We start from the raw sequence: 16,042 nt of genomic DNA on the forward strand, positions 1-16,042 counted from the left end.
TTTAATTATCGTTATTTATAAACTTCATAATAACACACCTACCAAGTATATATTACTAATTATCCACTCTAATATAAATAAAATCTATAAAAAGAATAGGGTACTAGGCCCCTATTCTATCATTTAGTACTGCTTTCATAATTGCGTCAATATTAATACTGCAATCAAAAGAAACTTTATTAACCTTTCAATTTAAAATCTAGAACTTTTGACAAATTATTTACATTGCCTTTGAAAGGGAAACAAAGTAGTTTATTATCATCTTCAAATATCATAAAAAATGGTGCATCATGCTGTGGAATTATTATAAAAACATTATCTACAAGTGCGTTTAAACATTTTCCCTGTACCATAACAGCAGGGTAAATCGGAACTCTAATTGCATACCCATCATCCGTAAGAGGGTTATTTTTAGCATATAAACTATCCACATCCTTTATCGAGCTTACAACCATATTATGAATTTCATCATTTAACTGAACTACCTTTACTACCTTATCTTGTTTTGGATCAAAAATTTGAACATATTTAAATCCTATAGCAGAAGCCACTGTTGAATGCAATAACATAATAAATAAGGACATAATTATTAATATTTTTTTACTCATAAACATCACCCGTTATTAATATCCCCATAATAAATATATATATGTTGCAATAACATATATATATTTATTATGAATTCTATACTTTTCTTAGAGAATGCTAACAAAAGTATATATTGCGCATAATACGTTTGAACAAGCCTTAGTAATTCTTAATTTATTTTATTTTCAGATGCGTGAAGAAAAATGCATGTTTGAGTGAAGCGAGTTTGCATTTTTTAGCAACTGAAAACAAAATGAATTTTAGAATTACTTAGCGATGTGAACGTATTTCAGCAATATATACTTTTAGTTGTAGAATTCTCTATGAAAGATTTAAAACTCATCTTTATTTTTTGTCTTGATCTTGATTTTGGTCTTGATTTTGATCTTGACCTTTGTTTTGATCTTCCTCTTGTTTTATGTCTTTATCTTGTTTTATGTCTTTATCTTTATCTTTATTTTTTATTTTGTCAATTACCTCTTTAAATGTCTCATCATTCATATTAACTATAGCGGTATCTTTAGGTATCTCCCTAGGTACTATTACTATTCCTAGCCTTTTGTTCGAAGCTATATTGCTATAATTTACATTTTTAAGATCTCCAAAGGGTTTCTTAATTTTTAAAGATAGCGAACTAAAATTCCCTTTAATTATATTAAAGATTTCTTCCTCAGCCTCTATTGCTTTACCATTAAGCTCAACTATCAAGTCTCCACTTTCAATTCCCATTTGAAAAGCAGGAGATTTAGGGGCTACTGCAAGAACCATAATTCCCTCATCACTACTGCTAAATTTAGGTTTCATCGTGAACTCCATATGCTTTTCTAGTCTAAGCATTGCCTCGTGTACTACTGCCGCAAATATTAGAATAAAAAATTTATACGCCGTACCTAATACTGCGAGTTGTGCTACGGCTGTTAGCGATAATCCATAAACCATAATTAAAGCACCTGAAGTAAGAGTCTTCGCCCTCTTACTCTTAGTAAACGTAATGCCACTATAACCTATGACCCCATACAATGCAATCGAGGCTATAACCGAATTCTTCACAATTTGATCTATTATATCACCCTTTATTAAATGTCTCCATTCAGGGATCATTACGCTCTGTCCAACCACTAAATTCGATGAAGTTGCACTTAAAAGTATAAGTAGTGCAATCGGTAACGCCCAGTATCTTTTTAATGCGAACCCACCAACAATTTTGTTATCTCTGTTGGTAAATACCGGAATAGCTCCTCTTGAACCATCTATCATTACTAGACTTCCCTCTACAATATGTAATATTCCAACCAGTGTCATTAAAGTCAAAATATCAATGTTTATAACATCTAATTGTGGCATATTTAATTTATTGGCTGCATATTTAAACAATAAACTGGCTATACCTAGTATTGCACCAGAATAAGAAAAGCAAATAAATCTAGGCTTAAATGCCATAAAAAATAACGAAACCATAAACAATAAATAAATGTTTGAGTTTTCATCAAAAACTAATCCTGCGTACGTAAATATTAGACTAGCTGCAGCCCCAGCAAAAATACCTATTACAATTTGAGAAATAGTTAATTCAAATGGTGAGTCTAAACTTTCTCCCATTATCATCTTCTGCATAGCAGCAATTTTCTTGTTTTTATTATAAAAAATCAATGCAATCATTATTAAAATAAACGCATTTGAAGGGTCCGCAATTGCATATGCAACTGCTCTTAAAGTATGTATTGCAATCTCCATTGGATAAAATTCTCCTCCCATATTAATGAAGTTTATTAAAGTAATAGCCTCATTAACAAAAATGTTCTTAAAAACCAAATATCTACCATATTATTGGTAGATATTTGTTAATTATTACTTGATTTTATCCGTAGCTATCTCCAAAGCTTTTTTAAATTGTGGATCTAAAGCTCTATTATATACCTTCTCTTTAAGTGCTTGTGGATACACTACTGCCACTCCTGGTTTAATTCCAATATGCTGTATATTTTCACCATTTGGAGTATAATATTTTGATATAGTTACCTTTAATGCAGTACCATCATTAAACCCACTATTACTTCCAGAAAGCATAGTTTGAACTATACCCTTACCAAAGGTTTTTTCTCCAACCAGCGTACCAACTTTATAGTCTCTTATAGCACCTGCAAAAATTTCTGAAGCACTTGCTGATCCCGAATCCGTTAGTACAGTTAATGGCATTCCTATTGCTATGCCACCCTTTGACTTATACTCAGTTTTTTTCTTGTTTTTGTCTATTGTATATACTATATTCTTTCCCTTAGGTACGAAATTAGATGTTAATTCTACAACCTGATCTAAAAGTCCGCCTGGATTCCCTCTTTCATCTACTATTAAACTCTTCATTCCCTTACTTTGTAATTCCGCTAATTTTTTATTGAAATTAGCAGCAGTATGTTCATCAAACATTGTAAGTTGGATATATCCAATTTTATTTGGTAACATCTCACCCTTAACTGTTACTAAATCGATAGTAGCACGTTTCATATTAACATTAAAATTAGCTTTTCCTTTTCTACTAAGTGTTAATGTAACTGCCCCGCCTTCTTTACCTTTCATCATAGCAACTGCCTTTTCTAATTCTTTCCCAGTCACTTCAGTTGAATTAACCTTTTTTATGATATCCCCAGAAATTATTCCTGCCTTTTTAGCTGGTGAATCATCAAATGTTGAAATTACAACTATGTTATCGTCTTTAACTCCCACTTGTAGACCAAGACCAGTGTAAGCACCTACTGTTGTAGTATTAAAATCTGTATACTCTTTTTTGTTCATGAAAACTGTATAAGGATCATTTAAGGAATTAGTCATACCCTTTATAGCTCCCTCTACTAAAACATCATCACTAATTTTACCATCATAATACTGATATAATTTATTCCTGACTAAAAATAGTTTTTGGAACTTTAATACTTGTTCATAATCATCTCTTGCAATTATTACTTTACCGTTTGGGGTTCCTAAAGAAATCTGATTTGAAACAAACAAAGTTATACAATTAGTAATAATAAGTAACACTACAATCCATATAATTTGTTTCTTTTTTCTCCCTTTAAATCCTTCACTATCATTTCCAACAGTTTTAAAACTATTAAACTTATTTTCATCACTCATTTTATACACCTCTTTGTGATTCTCTATATATTATTATGTAATTATATATAATTTATAACACTAATATTAAATAAACATATTTAACGACATTTTAGAAGGGAACTAATTCCCTTCTAAAATCGTTAGTTTTAAAGTTTCTATAATATAAATAGCTTCGCATATCATTAAAAACTTTACAAATTAAACTTTAATATTATACAATCAAGAACTTTCTTATTGATATAGAACTTCCTAACGCTCCAATAATTAAGCCACCTAACATAAACTGCCATAAAGTTGTGCTTAATATAATATAAGGATTAATTAATGTAATTCCGAGTAACGCACTAGTAACCTTCTCAAAAACTAGTTTATAAGCATAATACAATACCCCAGTAGAAATAATTGCTCCTGATATGCCAAGAAGCATTCCTTCAATAATAAACGGCCATCTTATGAACCAATCAGTTGCACCAACGAATTTCATAATTCCTATTTCTTTTTTTCTAGAGTATACTGTAAGTTTAATTGTGTTTCCAATTAAAAATAAAGATACACTTATTAGGATTGCAAATAATACACTCCCTACAATTTTAAGAGTATTCGTTATTTTTATAACCTTATCAACGATTTCCCGTCCATCCTTAATTTTCTCTATACCTTTTAATCCAGTAGCAGCCTTAACAACATTACTTATCATCTCAGGCTTTTCTACCTTTACAACATATGCAGTTGGAAAAACTTTTTCCATTCCTTTAGTTAAGGATTCGTTTTCCTTACCAAATTGTTTCTTTGCATTGTTTAGTGCATCATTCTTATCTTCAAACTTAATACTTGAAACTCCCTCTACTCCATTCAAAGTTCTTTCTACAGCTGACTTGTCTGCTATTGTTATATTATCTTTAAGATAAACCGTAGCTTCAAGCTTAGCTCCTAACTCCTGAACTCCTGCGTTAACATTAAAAACAATTAGCAAAAATACGCCTAAAATAAATAGCGTAGCTGCAACTGTAGCTACCGACGCTATACTAACGGTTTTATTTCTTTTTAAACTCTTTAAAGCATCCATGATAAAATATTTAATTGTACTAATCTTCATAACCGTATCTTCCCCTCTGCTCGTCTCTAACTAAAACACCTTTTTCTATAGCGAGCACTCTTTTCTTCATAGCATCCACTATATTCTTAGCATGCGTTGCCATAACTACAGTGGTACCTGCTTTGTTAATATCATTTAAAATATCCATAATTCCTAATGCAGTTTCTGGATCTAAATTTCCTGTTGGCTCATCTGCTATTAGCAAAGTGGGATTATTTACTATAGCCCTTGCAAGAGAAACTCTTTGTTTTTCTCCACCTGAAATTTCATTAGGGAAAGCCATATGTTTTTTCGACAGTCCAACTAAATCTAAGACATAAGGTACCCTTTTTCTAATATCCTTTGCAGAACATTCTGTAGCCCTGAGTGCGAATGCCACATTTTCATAAACATTTAAGGTATCAATTAATCTAAAATCCTGGAAAACCACTCCAATCTTTCTTCTGTAATACGGTATATTCTTTCTAAGTATGTTTGTTATATCTACATCATTTATAATAACACTACCTGTAGTTGGTTCTACCTCTTTTAAAAGTATTTTAACAAAAGTAGATTTACCCGCTCCACTAGGTCCTACAAGGAATACAAATTCCCCCTTTTCAATCGTAATGTCAATATTCGATAAAGCTATTACATTATTATCATAAATCTTAGTTACTTTTTTCACTTGTATCATATTAAAATCTCCTTACCACGTTTATATAATCATTACAGTAAAATCATTAATAACATTATAACATAATGACAATGCCTTAATAAATTTTAATATAAAAATTTCGTGAATATTCTTTAAATTATTATGTATTCTAGTAGTAAGCTCACCCTTTATGATAAGAACTTCTACATTATTTTATTATTTCTCTATTTTAATAACCTCTATATAGTTCAATAAAATAGATAAGGGCATTAAATACCCTTATCTATTTTATAAACCTACACTTATCAAAAGTGCTGTATCTACTTTTTTCATATCACCATCAGTCATGTGACCAATTTTTTCTTTTAATCTTTTTTTATCCAATGTTCTTATTTGTTCCAGCAAAACCACAGAATCTTTGTTTAGACCATACTCTTCTGAAGAAATTTCAACATGAGTAGGGAGTTTTGCTTTATTTATCTGAGAAGTAATAGCTGCAATAATAATAGTGGGACTGTACTTGTTGCCGATGTCATTTTGAAGTATAATTACTGGTCTAATCCCGCCTTGCTCTGAGCCTACAACCGGGCTCAGATCAGCATAAAATATATCTCCTCTTTTTACTATTGTTGTCATTTGACAAATCACTCTCCGAAAGCTTAACTTCGTATTCTTTAAACTCTTTAATATCTTTTTCAAAACCCATATTAGCTATTTTTAAATTTAACTCAGCCATTTCTAAATATCCTTGTTTCATTCTATCTATATAATTAAGTCTTTTCTTTTCCTCAATATATAGTATTATAGCATCCCTAATAAATACACTTCTTTTTTTACAATCTTTTTTAAGTGTCTTATTAAATTCAATGTAAAGTTCCTCCGAGAGGTTTATTACTAATTTCTTTGAAGTCGACATAGAAAATTTAATACCTCCTATTTAGTAAAACAACAATATGTATAAAATTATTATAATTCAATCTATGTCAATCTGTCAAAGAAATTATTCGTTTTTTCGCCTTTTTTCAACAAGTTATTTTACATAAAATGGTATTATTATACATACTCTTTTATCTTTACAACTTCACCTTGCTTGATATATACTCTCGGAACTCTTTTCCCAATCATACAAACTATCTCATAACTTATAGTATCTATTAGTCCGCCGACAATGTCTGCATTAAATTTATTATTTCCATCTTCACCTATTAGTATAACCTCGTCCCCAACTTTTACTTCATTGATCCTTGTAATATCGATCATGCACTGATCCATACAAATTTTCCCTATAACTGGAGCAAATTCACCTTTTATAATAACCTTTGCCTTTTGAAATAAAAGCCGTGTATATCCATCAGCATAACCAATTGGAAGTGTTGCTATAACACTTTCTTTATCTGTTTTATATTTTCTTCCGTAACCCACATATTCTCCAGGTGGCAACGTTTTTATATGTACAACATTTGTTTTTAAAGTCATGACTGGTAATAAATCTAACTTTTCCTTATTTACCTCATCAGATGGATAGTAACCATAAATTATTATTCCTGGCCGTACTGCCTCATAATGGATTTCAGGTAAATCTATGATAGCTGCACTATTGGCAATATGTCTTGTGTTTATGTAAACTTTTTTTGCTTTTAATTTTTGATAAAACTCATCAAATTTTTCCACTTGGATATTAGTATATGTCTTATCTTTTTCATCTGCAGTTGAAAAATGGCAAAAAATTCCTTCCAAAGTTATGTTAGGTAATAAACTTATCTTATATACCTCTTGTACACTTTCATCATTTGGTAAAAAACCTATTCTACCCATCCCTGTATCTAGGGCTATGTGTATTTTTGCTATTTTATTTTCGTCTTGAGCCATCTTTGATAATTGTTTTGCAAATTCATATGAAAATACAGTTTGTTCAATATCATATTTTAATAAATTGTCTATAAGTTCCGGTGGCGTAAAACCTAATATCATTATTGGGCATTCTATACCCGAGCGCCTGAGTTCCATTGCTTCACTTAACATTGCAACGGCTAAACTATCTGCACCATTTTCAAGTAGTACTGGGGCTACATCTACAGCCCCATGCCCATAAGCGTCTGCCTTTACAACTGCCATAATTTTTTTACTTTTCGTTATTCGTCTAATCTCACGCATGTTATGTGCTAGTTTATCTAAATCAACCTCAGCCCATGCTGGTCTTAAATGTTTAAACATTACCTTCACCTCATTTGTTACTAAAATTTAATATACATTATGGAACATTAAACTCTTTAGGTTCAATCTTTAAGTTGGCAATAAAATTAGTATATGTTATATTAATTTTTTCTTTACCACTAGTATCATAAATAATCATTTTTTCTGGCAACATACTTTTATTATTAACATATAAAAGTGCATTATTAATATTTTTATTATTACCAGGTATAAATAAATTAATTACTGTGTATTCAATATTATTAACGTTTTTAGTAACATATTTTATTTCCTCATTAGTATACAATAATCCTATGTATTCACCTATAAAACTTAGTTTAAGTACTTCATCAAAACTTTTACTTTGTATATATGACCTTCCATTATTTTTATCATTAATATAAATTTTATCATCTGATTTATATATAAACACCCTGTTTTTGTTTAACTCTAGTTTATATCCGCCTCCCTTTAAATAGGATTGTTTTGCCTTATAGTTAATTGTCTGCTTATCATTCTTTATATCCATGTTCATATTTGTAGTATAGCTATCCATATTTTTTAAAAAAGTTGTAATGTCATTAGTATCCTTTGGGGGTTTATCACAAGAAGTAAATAGCACCGAACTTAAAACGAACAAAAGACTTAAAAATAATAACGATACTTTTTTCATTGTTATCCTCCTAGCATTTCTCTAGAGATACAACAATTATTATTGTTGCAAGCCTTATTAGCTTACTCTACTACTTATACTATTACTAATGATTACATACTATTACTAAAACAATTAATTATAATTAATCAGATACCTTTGCTATTCCCACAACTTCTTCATTTTTCTTTTCAACTTCTAATATAGCATAAGCAATTGCACTTTCTTCCCCATGAGATATGCTAAGATGAATATTATATTGACCTTCTTTTTTAGCTATTAACTTTGCTTTCCCTTTTAAAATTACTACTGGTTTTCCAAGGGTTGTCCGATCAACTTCAATGTCTTTAAAATCAAACCCCCTAAAGCCTGTTCCTAAAGCTTTTGCTACAGCTTCTTTTGCAGCAAATCTTCCAGCCACATATTCAGCCCTTAAATTTCTACTTTTAAGATATTCTAGTTCTGAACTTGTAAAAATTTTTTCTAAAAATTTATTGTTGCTTTCCATTGCATGTTTTATTCGTCTGATTTCAACTATATCAGTACCTACACCTAGAATCATACTTATCAACTCCCACTTGTTAATCTATGTTTACAAATTTAAAGCTTTAGTAAGCTATTGTATTATATTTCAATGGTATACCGTTATATTATAACTATGACCATTTATAGTATTATACTCTATAATTTTGTAATTTTCCATTATAGAAAAAAGAGAATAATCGTCCTCTAAAGGTGGAATATTCTCATCAATATGTTAGGTCAACATAAATTATTAACAAGAAGCTATACTCGCTAACACTTCATCAAAGTCACTAGTATACTCATCAATATACTCACCCAATATGTCAATCATATGAATAGGTGATACAGTATTATCGTATAATATTTTCAAAAGATTTTTAACTTTATACCTTTGTGGACTTATATGTTTTGCGCAGTCTCTTTGTATTCTTACAACTGTACCATTGGTAATATCTTGCCTTTCTATTTCAATGCCATAAGCTTGTATTTCAGTAAGCTTACCATACATCACTACAGACATGTTATCTTTTACCAATCTGTAAGCATAATTATAATTCACATCACCATCTGTTATTTCTTTATACAAATTTTCTATAATTACCATATGCGTTTGCCTCCCATACTTTCTTATGAGAATACAGTACCATTACTTTCAAAAAAAATATGTCATTTTGTGAAATACGTTTACATTATCTTATCTCTTTTTAATGACAACTTCAACCCTATACACCCATAAAGTCACGATTAAGAAAGAATAGCAATAGGTTAGATTTTATATGAAGTAGTTTATTTGTCGAAATTATAATAAATATAGCTAAAAGTTTTTTATATAAAATTGAATATTCTTAAACAAATTATAATCGTTTTTTAAAAAGCCCTCAATTCAATGCAAAATATTGTTATTTTGTAAACATTTATCATATTATCTTAAAATTTTACATGTAATTTTATTTATTTTTTAATTTAACTTTATTATTTGTAAATTTTATTCTTTAATCCATTTACCATTTTATGTCTATCAACACCAATATATCTGCATAAATCTTCTAGTATTAATAGTGTAGCAAGAACCATAGTGCAATCCTCTTTGTTGTAATCCTCTAAAGCATATCGATTTATATATATAATCTTATTCACTTGCTTACAACTAATAGTTTTATATAATTCATTTAGCGTATCATATAATATTGAATATGAAATTAAAATAAAATCTACTTTTGACTTTTCGGACCCATTAACCACTCCCCTAATAATGTTATTTAAAAAAGTATTCTTATAATATTCCAGCATTTTCAAATTATAATTATTCTCTATAAATTTGCCTACTACCCCCACATCAATAAGTGTTATTTCACCTTTTGTATTAAAAAAAACACCAGCATCTAAAATCCCACTTTTTTCATTAATCTCTGAAAGTATTTGTTTCATCCTATAATTGAAAAAACTAGTAAATTCACCCTTAGTAATAAAAGACTCAAGTTCCGTTGTAGCAACAACATAAACTAAGTCAGAAAAATTTTTATAAATTTTCTTTAAATGCTTTTTATCATTATTCTCCATATCTCTCATAATCACATCTCTCTCTTCACCAAAATAAATTAATAAACAACTCTCAATTGTATTACATTTAGTGTGGCATAATACATATAAACTATACCAAATAACATGAAAATAAATACTAATAATTTTTATAAAAAAACATTTAAAAAATTTTTATTTCTTAATGGAATTTCATGTTTCGAGTTCGTATTGCAAGTCACTCAAGAGATTCGATACCTTTACTTTAACGCCGCATCAATCCCATCTGCCAAACCCCTTGCTAACTTATCTTGGTAAGATTCAGTTATGAGAAGCCTTTCTTCACTACTATTCGATAAGAAACCCATCTCCACTAAAATAACAGGGACCTTAGACCAATTAAATCCTGTCATATCATCTCTTTCAACAACGCCTCTATCATTCATTCCTACATCATTAATAAGATTTCTAAAAACTACTTGTCCATATTGTTTGCTCAACTTATATATTGGATCTGTATCTTTAGTATCCGTAGGTACAAGCATTGACGCTCCACTAACAGATGAATTATCATTTGAATCTGCATGAATTCGTATAACTAAATTTGCCTTAGAATTGTTTCCGACCTGAGCCCTTGCAATATTCCCAAGCATTTGTTTATTCTCTGTCTTAGTCATTTTTACAGTATATCCTTTTTTACTAAGCAAAACTTTTAGTCTAACTGCTACCGCCATATTAACCACATACTCAGGCGTTTTTGTATTAATTCCTTGAGCTCCACCTGGCTCCTTTATTTTCATTATTGTTGAGCCTGGTGATTGCTTTTCTTGCTCGAAACTAGTAATACTTGCATGTCCTGGGTCTATAACAACTACCTTCGCCAAATTTTTGTCCAAATCTTTTTGCTTTTTTAAAATTTCTTTATCTTTGTTAACTTTAAGCAGCACCTTTGCATCTTTTACTGCCTCTGCCTCTTTTACTCCTTTTGCTTTTGCTAGCAACTTTTCATTAGCGATCTTATTCAACTTTTTATTTTGCTCATTTGTTTTTATAGCTTGTACCGATTTTTCATGTTCTTTTTCTACATAATTTACTTTATATAATACTCCACCTATAATAACAAGACACATAAAAGCTAATAATATTTTTTTAGTTTTACTCATTTTACCCTCCTGGATTCTTTCTGTAAAAATATAAATAATGTATGCTTATTGTACCATTTTTTTGTTAACACATTTTATTTTTGTTATTAACAATTTACTATAAAAACAAAGCAAGCAAATTCCTAAGGAATTTGCTTGCTTTATTTTATAGTATTATACCGCAAACTCTTCTTGTGGATTCAAAATAAATTTGTTAATAATAAATGCTACACCATCTTGATCATTAGTTTTAGTTATAAAATTAGCAACTCTTTTAACCTCTGGATATGCATTTCCCATAGCAACTCCAAGTCCAGCATATTTAATCATATGGATATCATTGCCTGCATCGCCTATGCATATAACTTCTTCTTGTTTAATATTTAATTTTTCAGCAAGCGCTGCCACTCCCGCACCTTTATTAACTGATTTAGGGAGAAACTCTAAGTAGAAAGCTGCACTTCTAACTACTGTGTATTTATCACTTACTTCCTCTGGAATCTTTCCCATTACATCTTCTATAACTTCTGGCTTGTCTACAAACATAACCTTAACTATAGTAGTACTTGCTGGTACATCCTCTACAGCAATTATTTCATTAGGAATATGATTCATTTCTGCTTCGTGCCTAGTGAATGTTGTGTCTTTGGGAGAAATTACTGAATCTTCCGTTAATGCATGTATATTAACATTTAGCTTTTTGCTTAAACTATATATATATTTATAATCTTCAAGAGTTAATGTTGTTTTAGATATTATCTCATTACCTTCACAGTTCTGGACAAGTGCTCCATTAAATGCTACTGCATAATTATCCTCTGAAACTAAATTAAGTTCTTCTAGATATCTTTTAAATCCAATTAGAGGTCTTCCTGATGCCAGTACAACCTTAACTCCAATATCTTTTGCTTGTTGTATTGCATTAAAATTAGCTGTTGAAATTTTCTTTTCGCTATTTAATAAGGTTCCATCCATGTCTATTGCTATTAATTTATACATTTTTTACCCCCACGTAACCACTTTTCTTAAACTAAATATAGTATATCATAGAATTTTGTAAGTAATGGATTACATGTTTTATAAACTTTATATTGATTATACATATGACTCAAATAATTCCGCCTTTTAAATAAATAATGACATTTTTGTTATACTAAGGTAATATGATTACAATAATATAATGAAAGGGGTTATATACATAATGCTAAAAAAAGAAAAATCATTGACTATTATTCTATCCACTATTATTTTGGTAGCATTATTATATGTTATTTTCTCCTTAAATAAATTGAATGTGCCTACTTCATCCTCAAATATTAATTCTAAAAACGGTGTACTTAATTTCTTATACTTTGGCGTATTTCTTATTGTCGCTTTATATCACCTATGCTTATATATTTTTAGAACAGAGGACATTTCTAAGCTTTATTTTGGTTGCCTGTGTATAATTATGTCTTTAAGGACTTTAATTGTTGGCAACAAATATTTTTTATCCTTATATCCCACCTTAAATTACATTCTAGTTATTAAACTGCAATACTTAAGCATCTATCTGGCAGTTTTTTTTATACTTAGTTTTATGTTTATACTTTTTAAGGAAAGTTCTTCAAAAACTATTAATAATATATGCAAGTTGTTTTGTTTATTCTTTATAGCTACTACTATTTTCATTTCCCCAATACTTGCATCAAAGTTGCTTATAATATTTCAATTTTCTAGTATGTTACTCATTGTATATGCTACTTATATTATATTAAAGGCATATCGAAGCCAAAATCAAAAAATCATAATCATACTAATTGCCTTTCTTACAACTATTGTAATCATCTCTATGTCCATGCTACATTATTTAGGTATAAATAATGTCAATGATTACTCACTGCTAATCTTCTTCTTTTTTATACTTTTAAATATTTTTATACTAGCAAAAAATCAATCTAAAGCATATAAAAAAATCGAGACCTTAGCTAAGCAAAAGGAACAATATTGTTTAAGAGAAAAACTTTGTTCTGCTACTTTTTCCCTAAATTCGACTTTAAATTTAGACGAGGTATTAGACAAGTTACTTATAAGTTTAAAACAAATAATTCCATATGACAGTGCATCATTCTTTATGGAAGAAAATAGCCAATTTATTGTTAAATCAGCCTATGGTTTCAAAAATATAAATGCTATATACAAGATTCGTATAAATAAAGACGAAGACCTGCTATTTAAAGAAATATATAAAACTTACACTACATTATTAGTTACTAATGTTAAAGAAGATAATCGTTTTAATCATTATATAAATCTAACAGATATTGAAAGTTGGCTAGGAATACCTGTGATTTTCAATAATAAAATTGTTGGCCTACTAACCTTAGATTCGAGTAAAAAGAATATTTATACTAAAAATCACTGCGACATAGCTTTATCCTTTGCCTTCAATGCAGGTGTTGCTGTGGAAAATGCTAAATTACATGGTAAAACAAAACAACTAGCTTGCATTGACCCTCTAACAAGCTTATATAATAGACGCAGTTTTTTTGAACTTGCTAATAAAATCTTCGATAAAGCAAAATCATCAATGCAACCTATTTCTTCCATTATGATTGACATAGATGATTTCAAAAAAATAAATGATCGCCTAGGTCATCATACTGGTGACTTAGTGTTAAAACGGCTTTCAAAAATTTGTTCACAGAATTTAGATGAGAGTCATATTTTAGGGCGTTTCGGTGGTGAAGAATTTATTGTGTTATTACCCGGCACCTCCTTTAAAAAGGCCGAAATGGTTGGAGAAAATTTGAGACATGCAATAGAAAACAATCCTTTAATTATTAGAAAATCAGATACAATACCAATTACCTCAAGCCTTGGAGTTGCATCTATCACTCCTACTACTGAGAATCTAGAATATTTATTTACATCAGCAGACAAAGCTATGTACCAAGCAAAAGCTATGGGTAAAAATAAAGTTATGTCAATAAATTTAGATCTGCGAATACAAAAAAAAGCATGAAGAAATCCGTAATACTTTGCCAATCGAGCTCTAAACTAGAGATTTAATTAAGGAATTCTAATCTTTTGCTTATATAAAATTCTCTATCATTCACACTCGACGTCCTGTCTCAAGTTCATTAGCCTGGGCCTCTGGGTAGTTCTCTGGGGGACATAACAATTATTAATTGTTATGCAACCTGTCAGGCTTACGAGAATTTTATAATCGCAAAAGAAGAATTTCTAAACTAAATTTCAATAGTTCATTCGCCTCTATTTGCAAATCATTACGGATAAATTTCATGCTTTTTTATTCCGGTAAATGACTGTGGAACAAATTAGTGACTAATTTTAGTCACTATCTTATAAAGTTCATAAATACCTTGTCTTCAACTTTAGGTTCTTCTATCTTATCTTTACCAGCATCTACAAGTTTTAAAAGCCATGACATATTTTTGCCGAGGACTCTCATAATCTGCATTCCCTCTTCATCTTGAGTTGCTTCGCCTGGTGCAGTACCAAAAACTACATTCCAATAATTAGATGTAGGCATTGCCATTTCTGAATAATTAATATAATTATTTAATTGATCAAATGTTGGAATTCCACCCGCACGCCTTACTGCGACAACACTAGCTCCTACTTTATGTCTAAGCATACCTCCATTTGTAGATGTTACAAGGAATGCACGATCTAAAAATGATTTCATAGTTCCAGCTATTGCACTGTAATGTACAGGTGATCCTAAAATAATTCCATCAGCCTCTTTCATTTTTTGAATCCATTCATTAACCTCGTCATTCTTAATAACACACTTTTCATTCATGTTTCTACTACATCCGCCACAGGCTAAACATCCACGTATTTCTTTATTTCCTACATGAATAATTTCTACCTCTATATTCTCTTTTTTAAGTTCTGTAGCTACAGCCTTGATAGCCTCATATGTATTCCCATTTTTATTAGGACTCCCGTTAAAAGCAAGTACTTTCATAATATATACCTCCATATAATCTTCATTTATTTAAACCTGTGTTCATTATAAGGCTTCCCTATTTAACTTGCTAGTACGCACTATTTAGTTAGTTACCTTACCTTTAGGTAAGATTCTTATAAATATCTATACTTATTTAACATTATGTATAAGTTTGCTTATATTAAATTGCTCCTATATAATTAGCTCTAATATGTTATGACTCTCATTGAAGATCCTAAATATAAAAACAATTAAAGGTAGGTACCCTAATGATATACTGTAAAGGTAAAGAATATATATGTTTATTAGATTATGCAATGGATTTTGTACGAGGCAAGTGGAGGGCAGTTTTGTTATGTCATTTATATGATGAACCTAAAAGATTTTTAGAACTTCAAAGAATAACAATAGGTATAAGTCAAAAGGTATTAAATGAAAACCTCAAAGAATTAATAAATGATGAATTAGTAAACAAGAAAATATATGCGCAGATTCCCCCTAAAGTTGAATATTATCTTACTGATCGAGGAAACGCGCTAACTAAAATTATTAAAGAAATTGAAACTTGGTCTATCAATCATTATTCTCACTTATTGAAATAATAGCTAATATTAAAATAGCC

17 protein-coding genes are annotated in these 16,042 nt (G+C 29.7%); 2 read left to right on the top strand and 15 right to left on the bottom strand.

Going from position 1 to position 16,042, the window contains the following annotated elements; genetic code table 11:
• Positions 1 to 179 precede the first annotated feature (179 nt).
• The 14 genes from KPL44_RS01495 to yidA all read right to left on the bottom strand — a co-directional run bounded on the left by KPL44_RS01495 (position 180) and on the right by yidA (position 12,461).
• Positions 180 to 608: a hypothetical protein gene (locus tag KPL44_RS01495; RefSeq protein WP_216246747.1), complete on the bottom strand. Its 429-nt coding sequence runs from the start codon at positions 606 to 608 to the stop codon at positions 180 to 182.
• Between the two features lie 325 nt (positions 609 to 933).
• On the bottom strand, positions 934 to 2,322 hold the full coding sequence (locus KPL44_RS01500) for a PDZ domain-containing protein (RefSeq protein ID WP_216246749.1): 1,389 nt from the start codon (positions 2,320 to 2,322) through the stop codon (positions 934 to 936).
• Between the two features lie 114 nt (positions 2,323 to 2,436).
• On the bottom strand, positions 2,437 to 3,717 hold the full coding sequence (locus tag KPL44_RS01505) for a S41 family peptidase (RefSeq protein ID WP_216246751.1): 1,281 nt from the start codon (positions 3,715 to 3,717) through the stop codon (positions 2,437 to 2,439).
• 193 nt (positions 3,718 to 3,910) lie between these two features.
• A complete protein-coding gene (ftsX, locus tag KPL44_RS01510) occupies positions 3,911 to 4,795 on the bottom strand; it encodes a permease-like cell division protein FtsX (RefSeq protein WP_216246753.1) in 885 nt (294 codons plus the stop codon).
• Positions 4,785 to 5,471: a cell division ATP-binding protein FtsE gene (gene ftsE, locus KPL44_RS01515; RefSeq protein WP_216246756.1), complete on the bottom strand. Its 687-nt coding sequence runs from the start codon at positions 5,469 to 5,471 to the stop codon at positions 4,785 to 4,787. The genes ftsX and ftsE overlap by 11 nt, the downstream gene beginning before the upstream one ends.
• Before the next feature lie 249 nt (positions 5,472 to 5,720).
• Positions 5,721 to 6,068 (bottom strand): type II toxin-antitoxin system PemK/MazF family toxin, encoded by a 348-nt coding sequence (locus tag KPL44_RS01520; RefSeq protein WP_071614469.1) that lies wholly within the window; start codon positions 6,066 to 6,068, stop codon positions 5,721 to 5,723.
• A complete protein-coding gene (locus KPL44_RS01525) occupies positions 6,028 to 6,348 on the bottom strand; it encodes a CopG family transcriptional regulator (RefSeq protein ID WP_216246758.1) in 321 nt (106 codons plus the stop codon). Before KPL44_RS01525 ends, KPL44_RS01520 begins: the two co-directional genes overlap by 41 nt.
• A gap of 137 nt (positions 6,349 to 6,485) precedes the next feature.
• Positions 6,486 to 7,646: an alanine racemase gene (gene alr / locus KPL44_RS01530; protein WP_216246760.1), complete on the bottom strand. Its 1,161-nt coding sequence runs from the start codon at positions 7,644 to 7,646 to the stop codon at positions 6,486 to 6,488.
• A 37-nt stretch (positions 7,647 to 7,683) separates the two neighbouring features.
• On the bottom strand, positions 7,684 to 8,298 hold the full coding sequence (locus tag KPL44_RS01535; protein WP_216246762.1) for a germination lipoprotein GerS-related protein: 615 nt from the start codon (positions 8,296 to 8,298) through the stop codon (positions 7,684 to 7,686).
• 124 nt (positions 8,299 to 8,422) lie between these two features.
• A complete protein-coding gene (acpS, locus tag KPL44_RS01540) occupies positions 8,423 to 8,839 on the bottom strand; it encodes a holo-ACP synthase (RefSeq protein ID WP_216246763.1) in 417 nt (138 codons plus the stop codon).
• 213 nt (positions 8,840 to 9,052) lie between these two features.
• Positions 9,053 to 9,406: a DUF6514 family protein gene (locus tag KPL44_RS01545; protein ID WP_216246765.1), complete on the bottom strand. Its 354-nt coding sequence runs from the start codon at positions 9,404 to 9,406 to the stop codon at positions 9,053 to 9,055.
• Between the two features lie 368 nt (positions 9,407 to 9,774).
• A complete protein-coding gene (locus KPL44_RS01550; protein ID WP_216246767.1) occupies positions 9,775 to 10,371 on the bottom strand; it encodes a hypothetical protein in 597 nt (198 codons plus the stop codon).
• 209 nt (positions 10,372 to 10,580) lie between these two features.
• Positions 10,581 to 11,483 carry an N-acetylmuramoyl-L-alanine amidase gene (locus KPL44_RS01555; protein WP_253201575.1) on the bottom strand — a complete coding sequence of 301 codons (903 nt, stop codon included), beginning with the start codon at positions 11,481 to 11,483 and terminating at the stop codon, positions 10,581 to 10,583.
• Between the two features lie 153 nt (positions 11,484 to 11,636).
• Complete coding sequence (gene yidA, locus KPL44_RS01560) at positions 11,637 to 12,461, bottom strand: sugar-phosphatase (RefSeq protein WP_216246769.1); 825 nt, start codon at positions 12,459 to 12,461, stop codon at positions 11,637 to 11,639.
• Between the two features lie 202 nt (positions 12,462 to 12,663).
• On the opposite strand from yidA, the gene KPL44_RS01565 reads away from it, so the two are divergent.
• Positions 12,664 to 14,466: a diguanylate cyclase gene (locus KPL44_RS01565; RefSeq protein WP_216246772.1), complete on the top strand. Its 1,803-nt coding sequence runs from the start codon at positions 12,664 to 12,666 to the stop codon at positions 14,464 to 14,466.
• 336 nt (positions 14,467 to 14,802) lie between these two features.
• Here KPL44_RS01565 and KPL44_RS01570 read toward each other — a convergent pair whose 3' ends face one another.
• The gene (locus KPL44_RS01570) at positions 14,803 to 15,438 is read right to left on the bottom strand and encodes a flavodoxin family protein (protein ID WP_216246773.1); all 636 of its coding nucleotides are present in this window, start codon (positions 15,436 to 15,438) and stop codon (positions 14,803 to 14,805) included.
• Between the two features lie 251 nt (positions 15,439 to 15,689).
• Between KPL44_RS01570 and KPL44_RS01575 the strand changes: the two genes are divergently transcribed.
• Positions 15,690 to 16,022 (top strand): winged helix-turn-helix transcriptional regulator, encoded by a 333-nt coding sequence (locus KPL44_RS01575; RefSeq protein WP_216246776.1) that lies wholly within the window; start codon positions 15,690 to 15,692, stop codon positions 16,020 to 16,022.
• Positions 16,023 to 16,042 lie beyond the last annotated feature (20 nt).

Source organism: Clostridium sp. DSM 17811, from assembly GCF_018861905.1.
Classification (GTDB): Bacteria; Bacillota; Clostridia; order Clostridiales; family Clostridiaceae; genus Clostridium_AD; species Clostridium_AD frigoriphilum.

What these genes read in the sequence shown, in the direction of transcription:
- KPL44_RS01495 (WP_216246747.1), bottom strand. Translation starts at nt 608, where the DNA reads ATGAGTAAAAAAATATTAATAATTATGTCCTTATTTATTATGTTATTG.
- KPL44_RS01500 (WP_216246749.1), bottom strand. Translation starts at nt 2,322, where the DNA reads ATGGAGATTGCAATACATACTTTAAGAGCAGTTGCATATGCAATTGCG.
- KPL44_RS01505 (WP_216246751.1), bottom strand. Translation starts at nt 3,717, where the DNA reads ATGAGTGATGAAAATAAGTTTAATAGTTTTAAAACTGTTGGAAATGAT.
- ftsX (WP_216246753.1), bottom strand. Translation starts at nt 4,795, where the DNA reads ATGAAGATTAGTACAATTAAATATTTTATCATGGATGCTTTAAAGAGT.
- ftsE (WP_216246756.1), bottom strand. Translation starts at nt 5,471, where the DNA reads ATGATACAAGTGAAAAAAGTAACTAAGATTTATGATAATAATGTAATA.
- KPL44_RS01520 (WP_071614469.1), bottom strand. Translation starts at nt 6,068, where the DNA reads ATGACAACAATAGTAAAAAGAGGAGATATATTTTATGCTGATCTGAGC.
- KPL44_RS01525 (WP_216246758.1), bottom strand. Translation starts at nt 6,348, where the DNA reads ATGTCGACTTCAAAGAAATTAGTAATAAACCTCTCGGAGGAACTTTAC.
- alr (WP_216246760.1), bottom strand. Translation starts at nt 7,646, where the DNA reads ATGTTTAAACATTTAAGACCAGCATGGGCTGAGGTTGATTTAGATAAA.
- KPL44_RS01535 (WP_216246762.1), bottom strand. Translation starts at nt 8,298, where the DNA reads ATGAAAAAAGTATCGTTATTATTTTTAAGTCTTTTGTTCGTTTTAAGT.
- acpS (WP_216246763.1), bottom strand. Translation starts at nt 8,839, where the DNA reads ATGATTCTAGGTGTAGGTACTGATATAGTTGAAATCAGACGAATAAAA.
- KPL44_RS01545 (WP_216246765.1), bottom strand. Translation starts at nt 9,406, where the DNA reads ATGGTAATTATAGAAAATTTGTATAAAGAAATAACAGATGGTGATGTG.
- KPL44_RS01550 (WP_216246767.1), bottom strand. Translation starts at nt 10,371, where the DNA reads ATGAGAGATATGGAGAATAATGATAAAAAGCATTTAAAGAAAATTTAT.
- KPL44_RS01555 (WP_253201575.1), bottom strand. Translation starts at nt 11,483, where the DNA reads ATGAGTAAAACTAAAAAAATATTATTAGCTTTTATGTGTCTTGTTATT.
- yidA (WP_216246769.1), bottom strand. Translation starts at nt 12,461, where the DNA reads ATGTATAAATTAATAGCAATAGACATGGATGGAACCTTATTAAATAGC.
- KPL44_RS01565 (WP_216246772.1), top strand. Translation starts at nt 12,664, where the DNA reads ATGCTAAAAAAAGAAAAATCATTGACTATTATTCTATCCACTATTATT.
- KPL44_RS01570 (WP_216246773.1), bottom strand. Translation starts at nt 15,438, where the DNA reads ATGAAAGTACTTGCTTTTAACGGGAGTCCTAATAAAAATGGGAATACA.
- KPL44_RS01575 (WP_216246776.1), top strand. Translation starts at nt 15,690, where the DNA reads ATGATATACTGTAAAGGTAAAGAATATATATGTTTATTAGATTATGCA.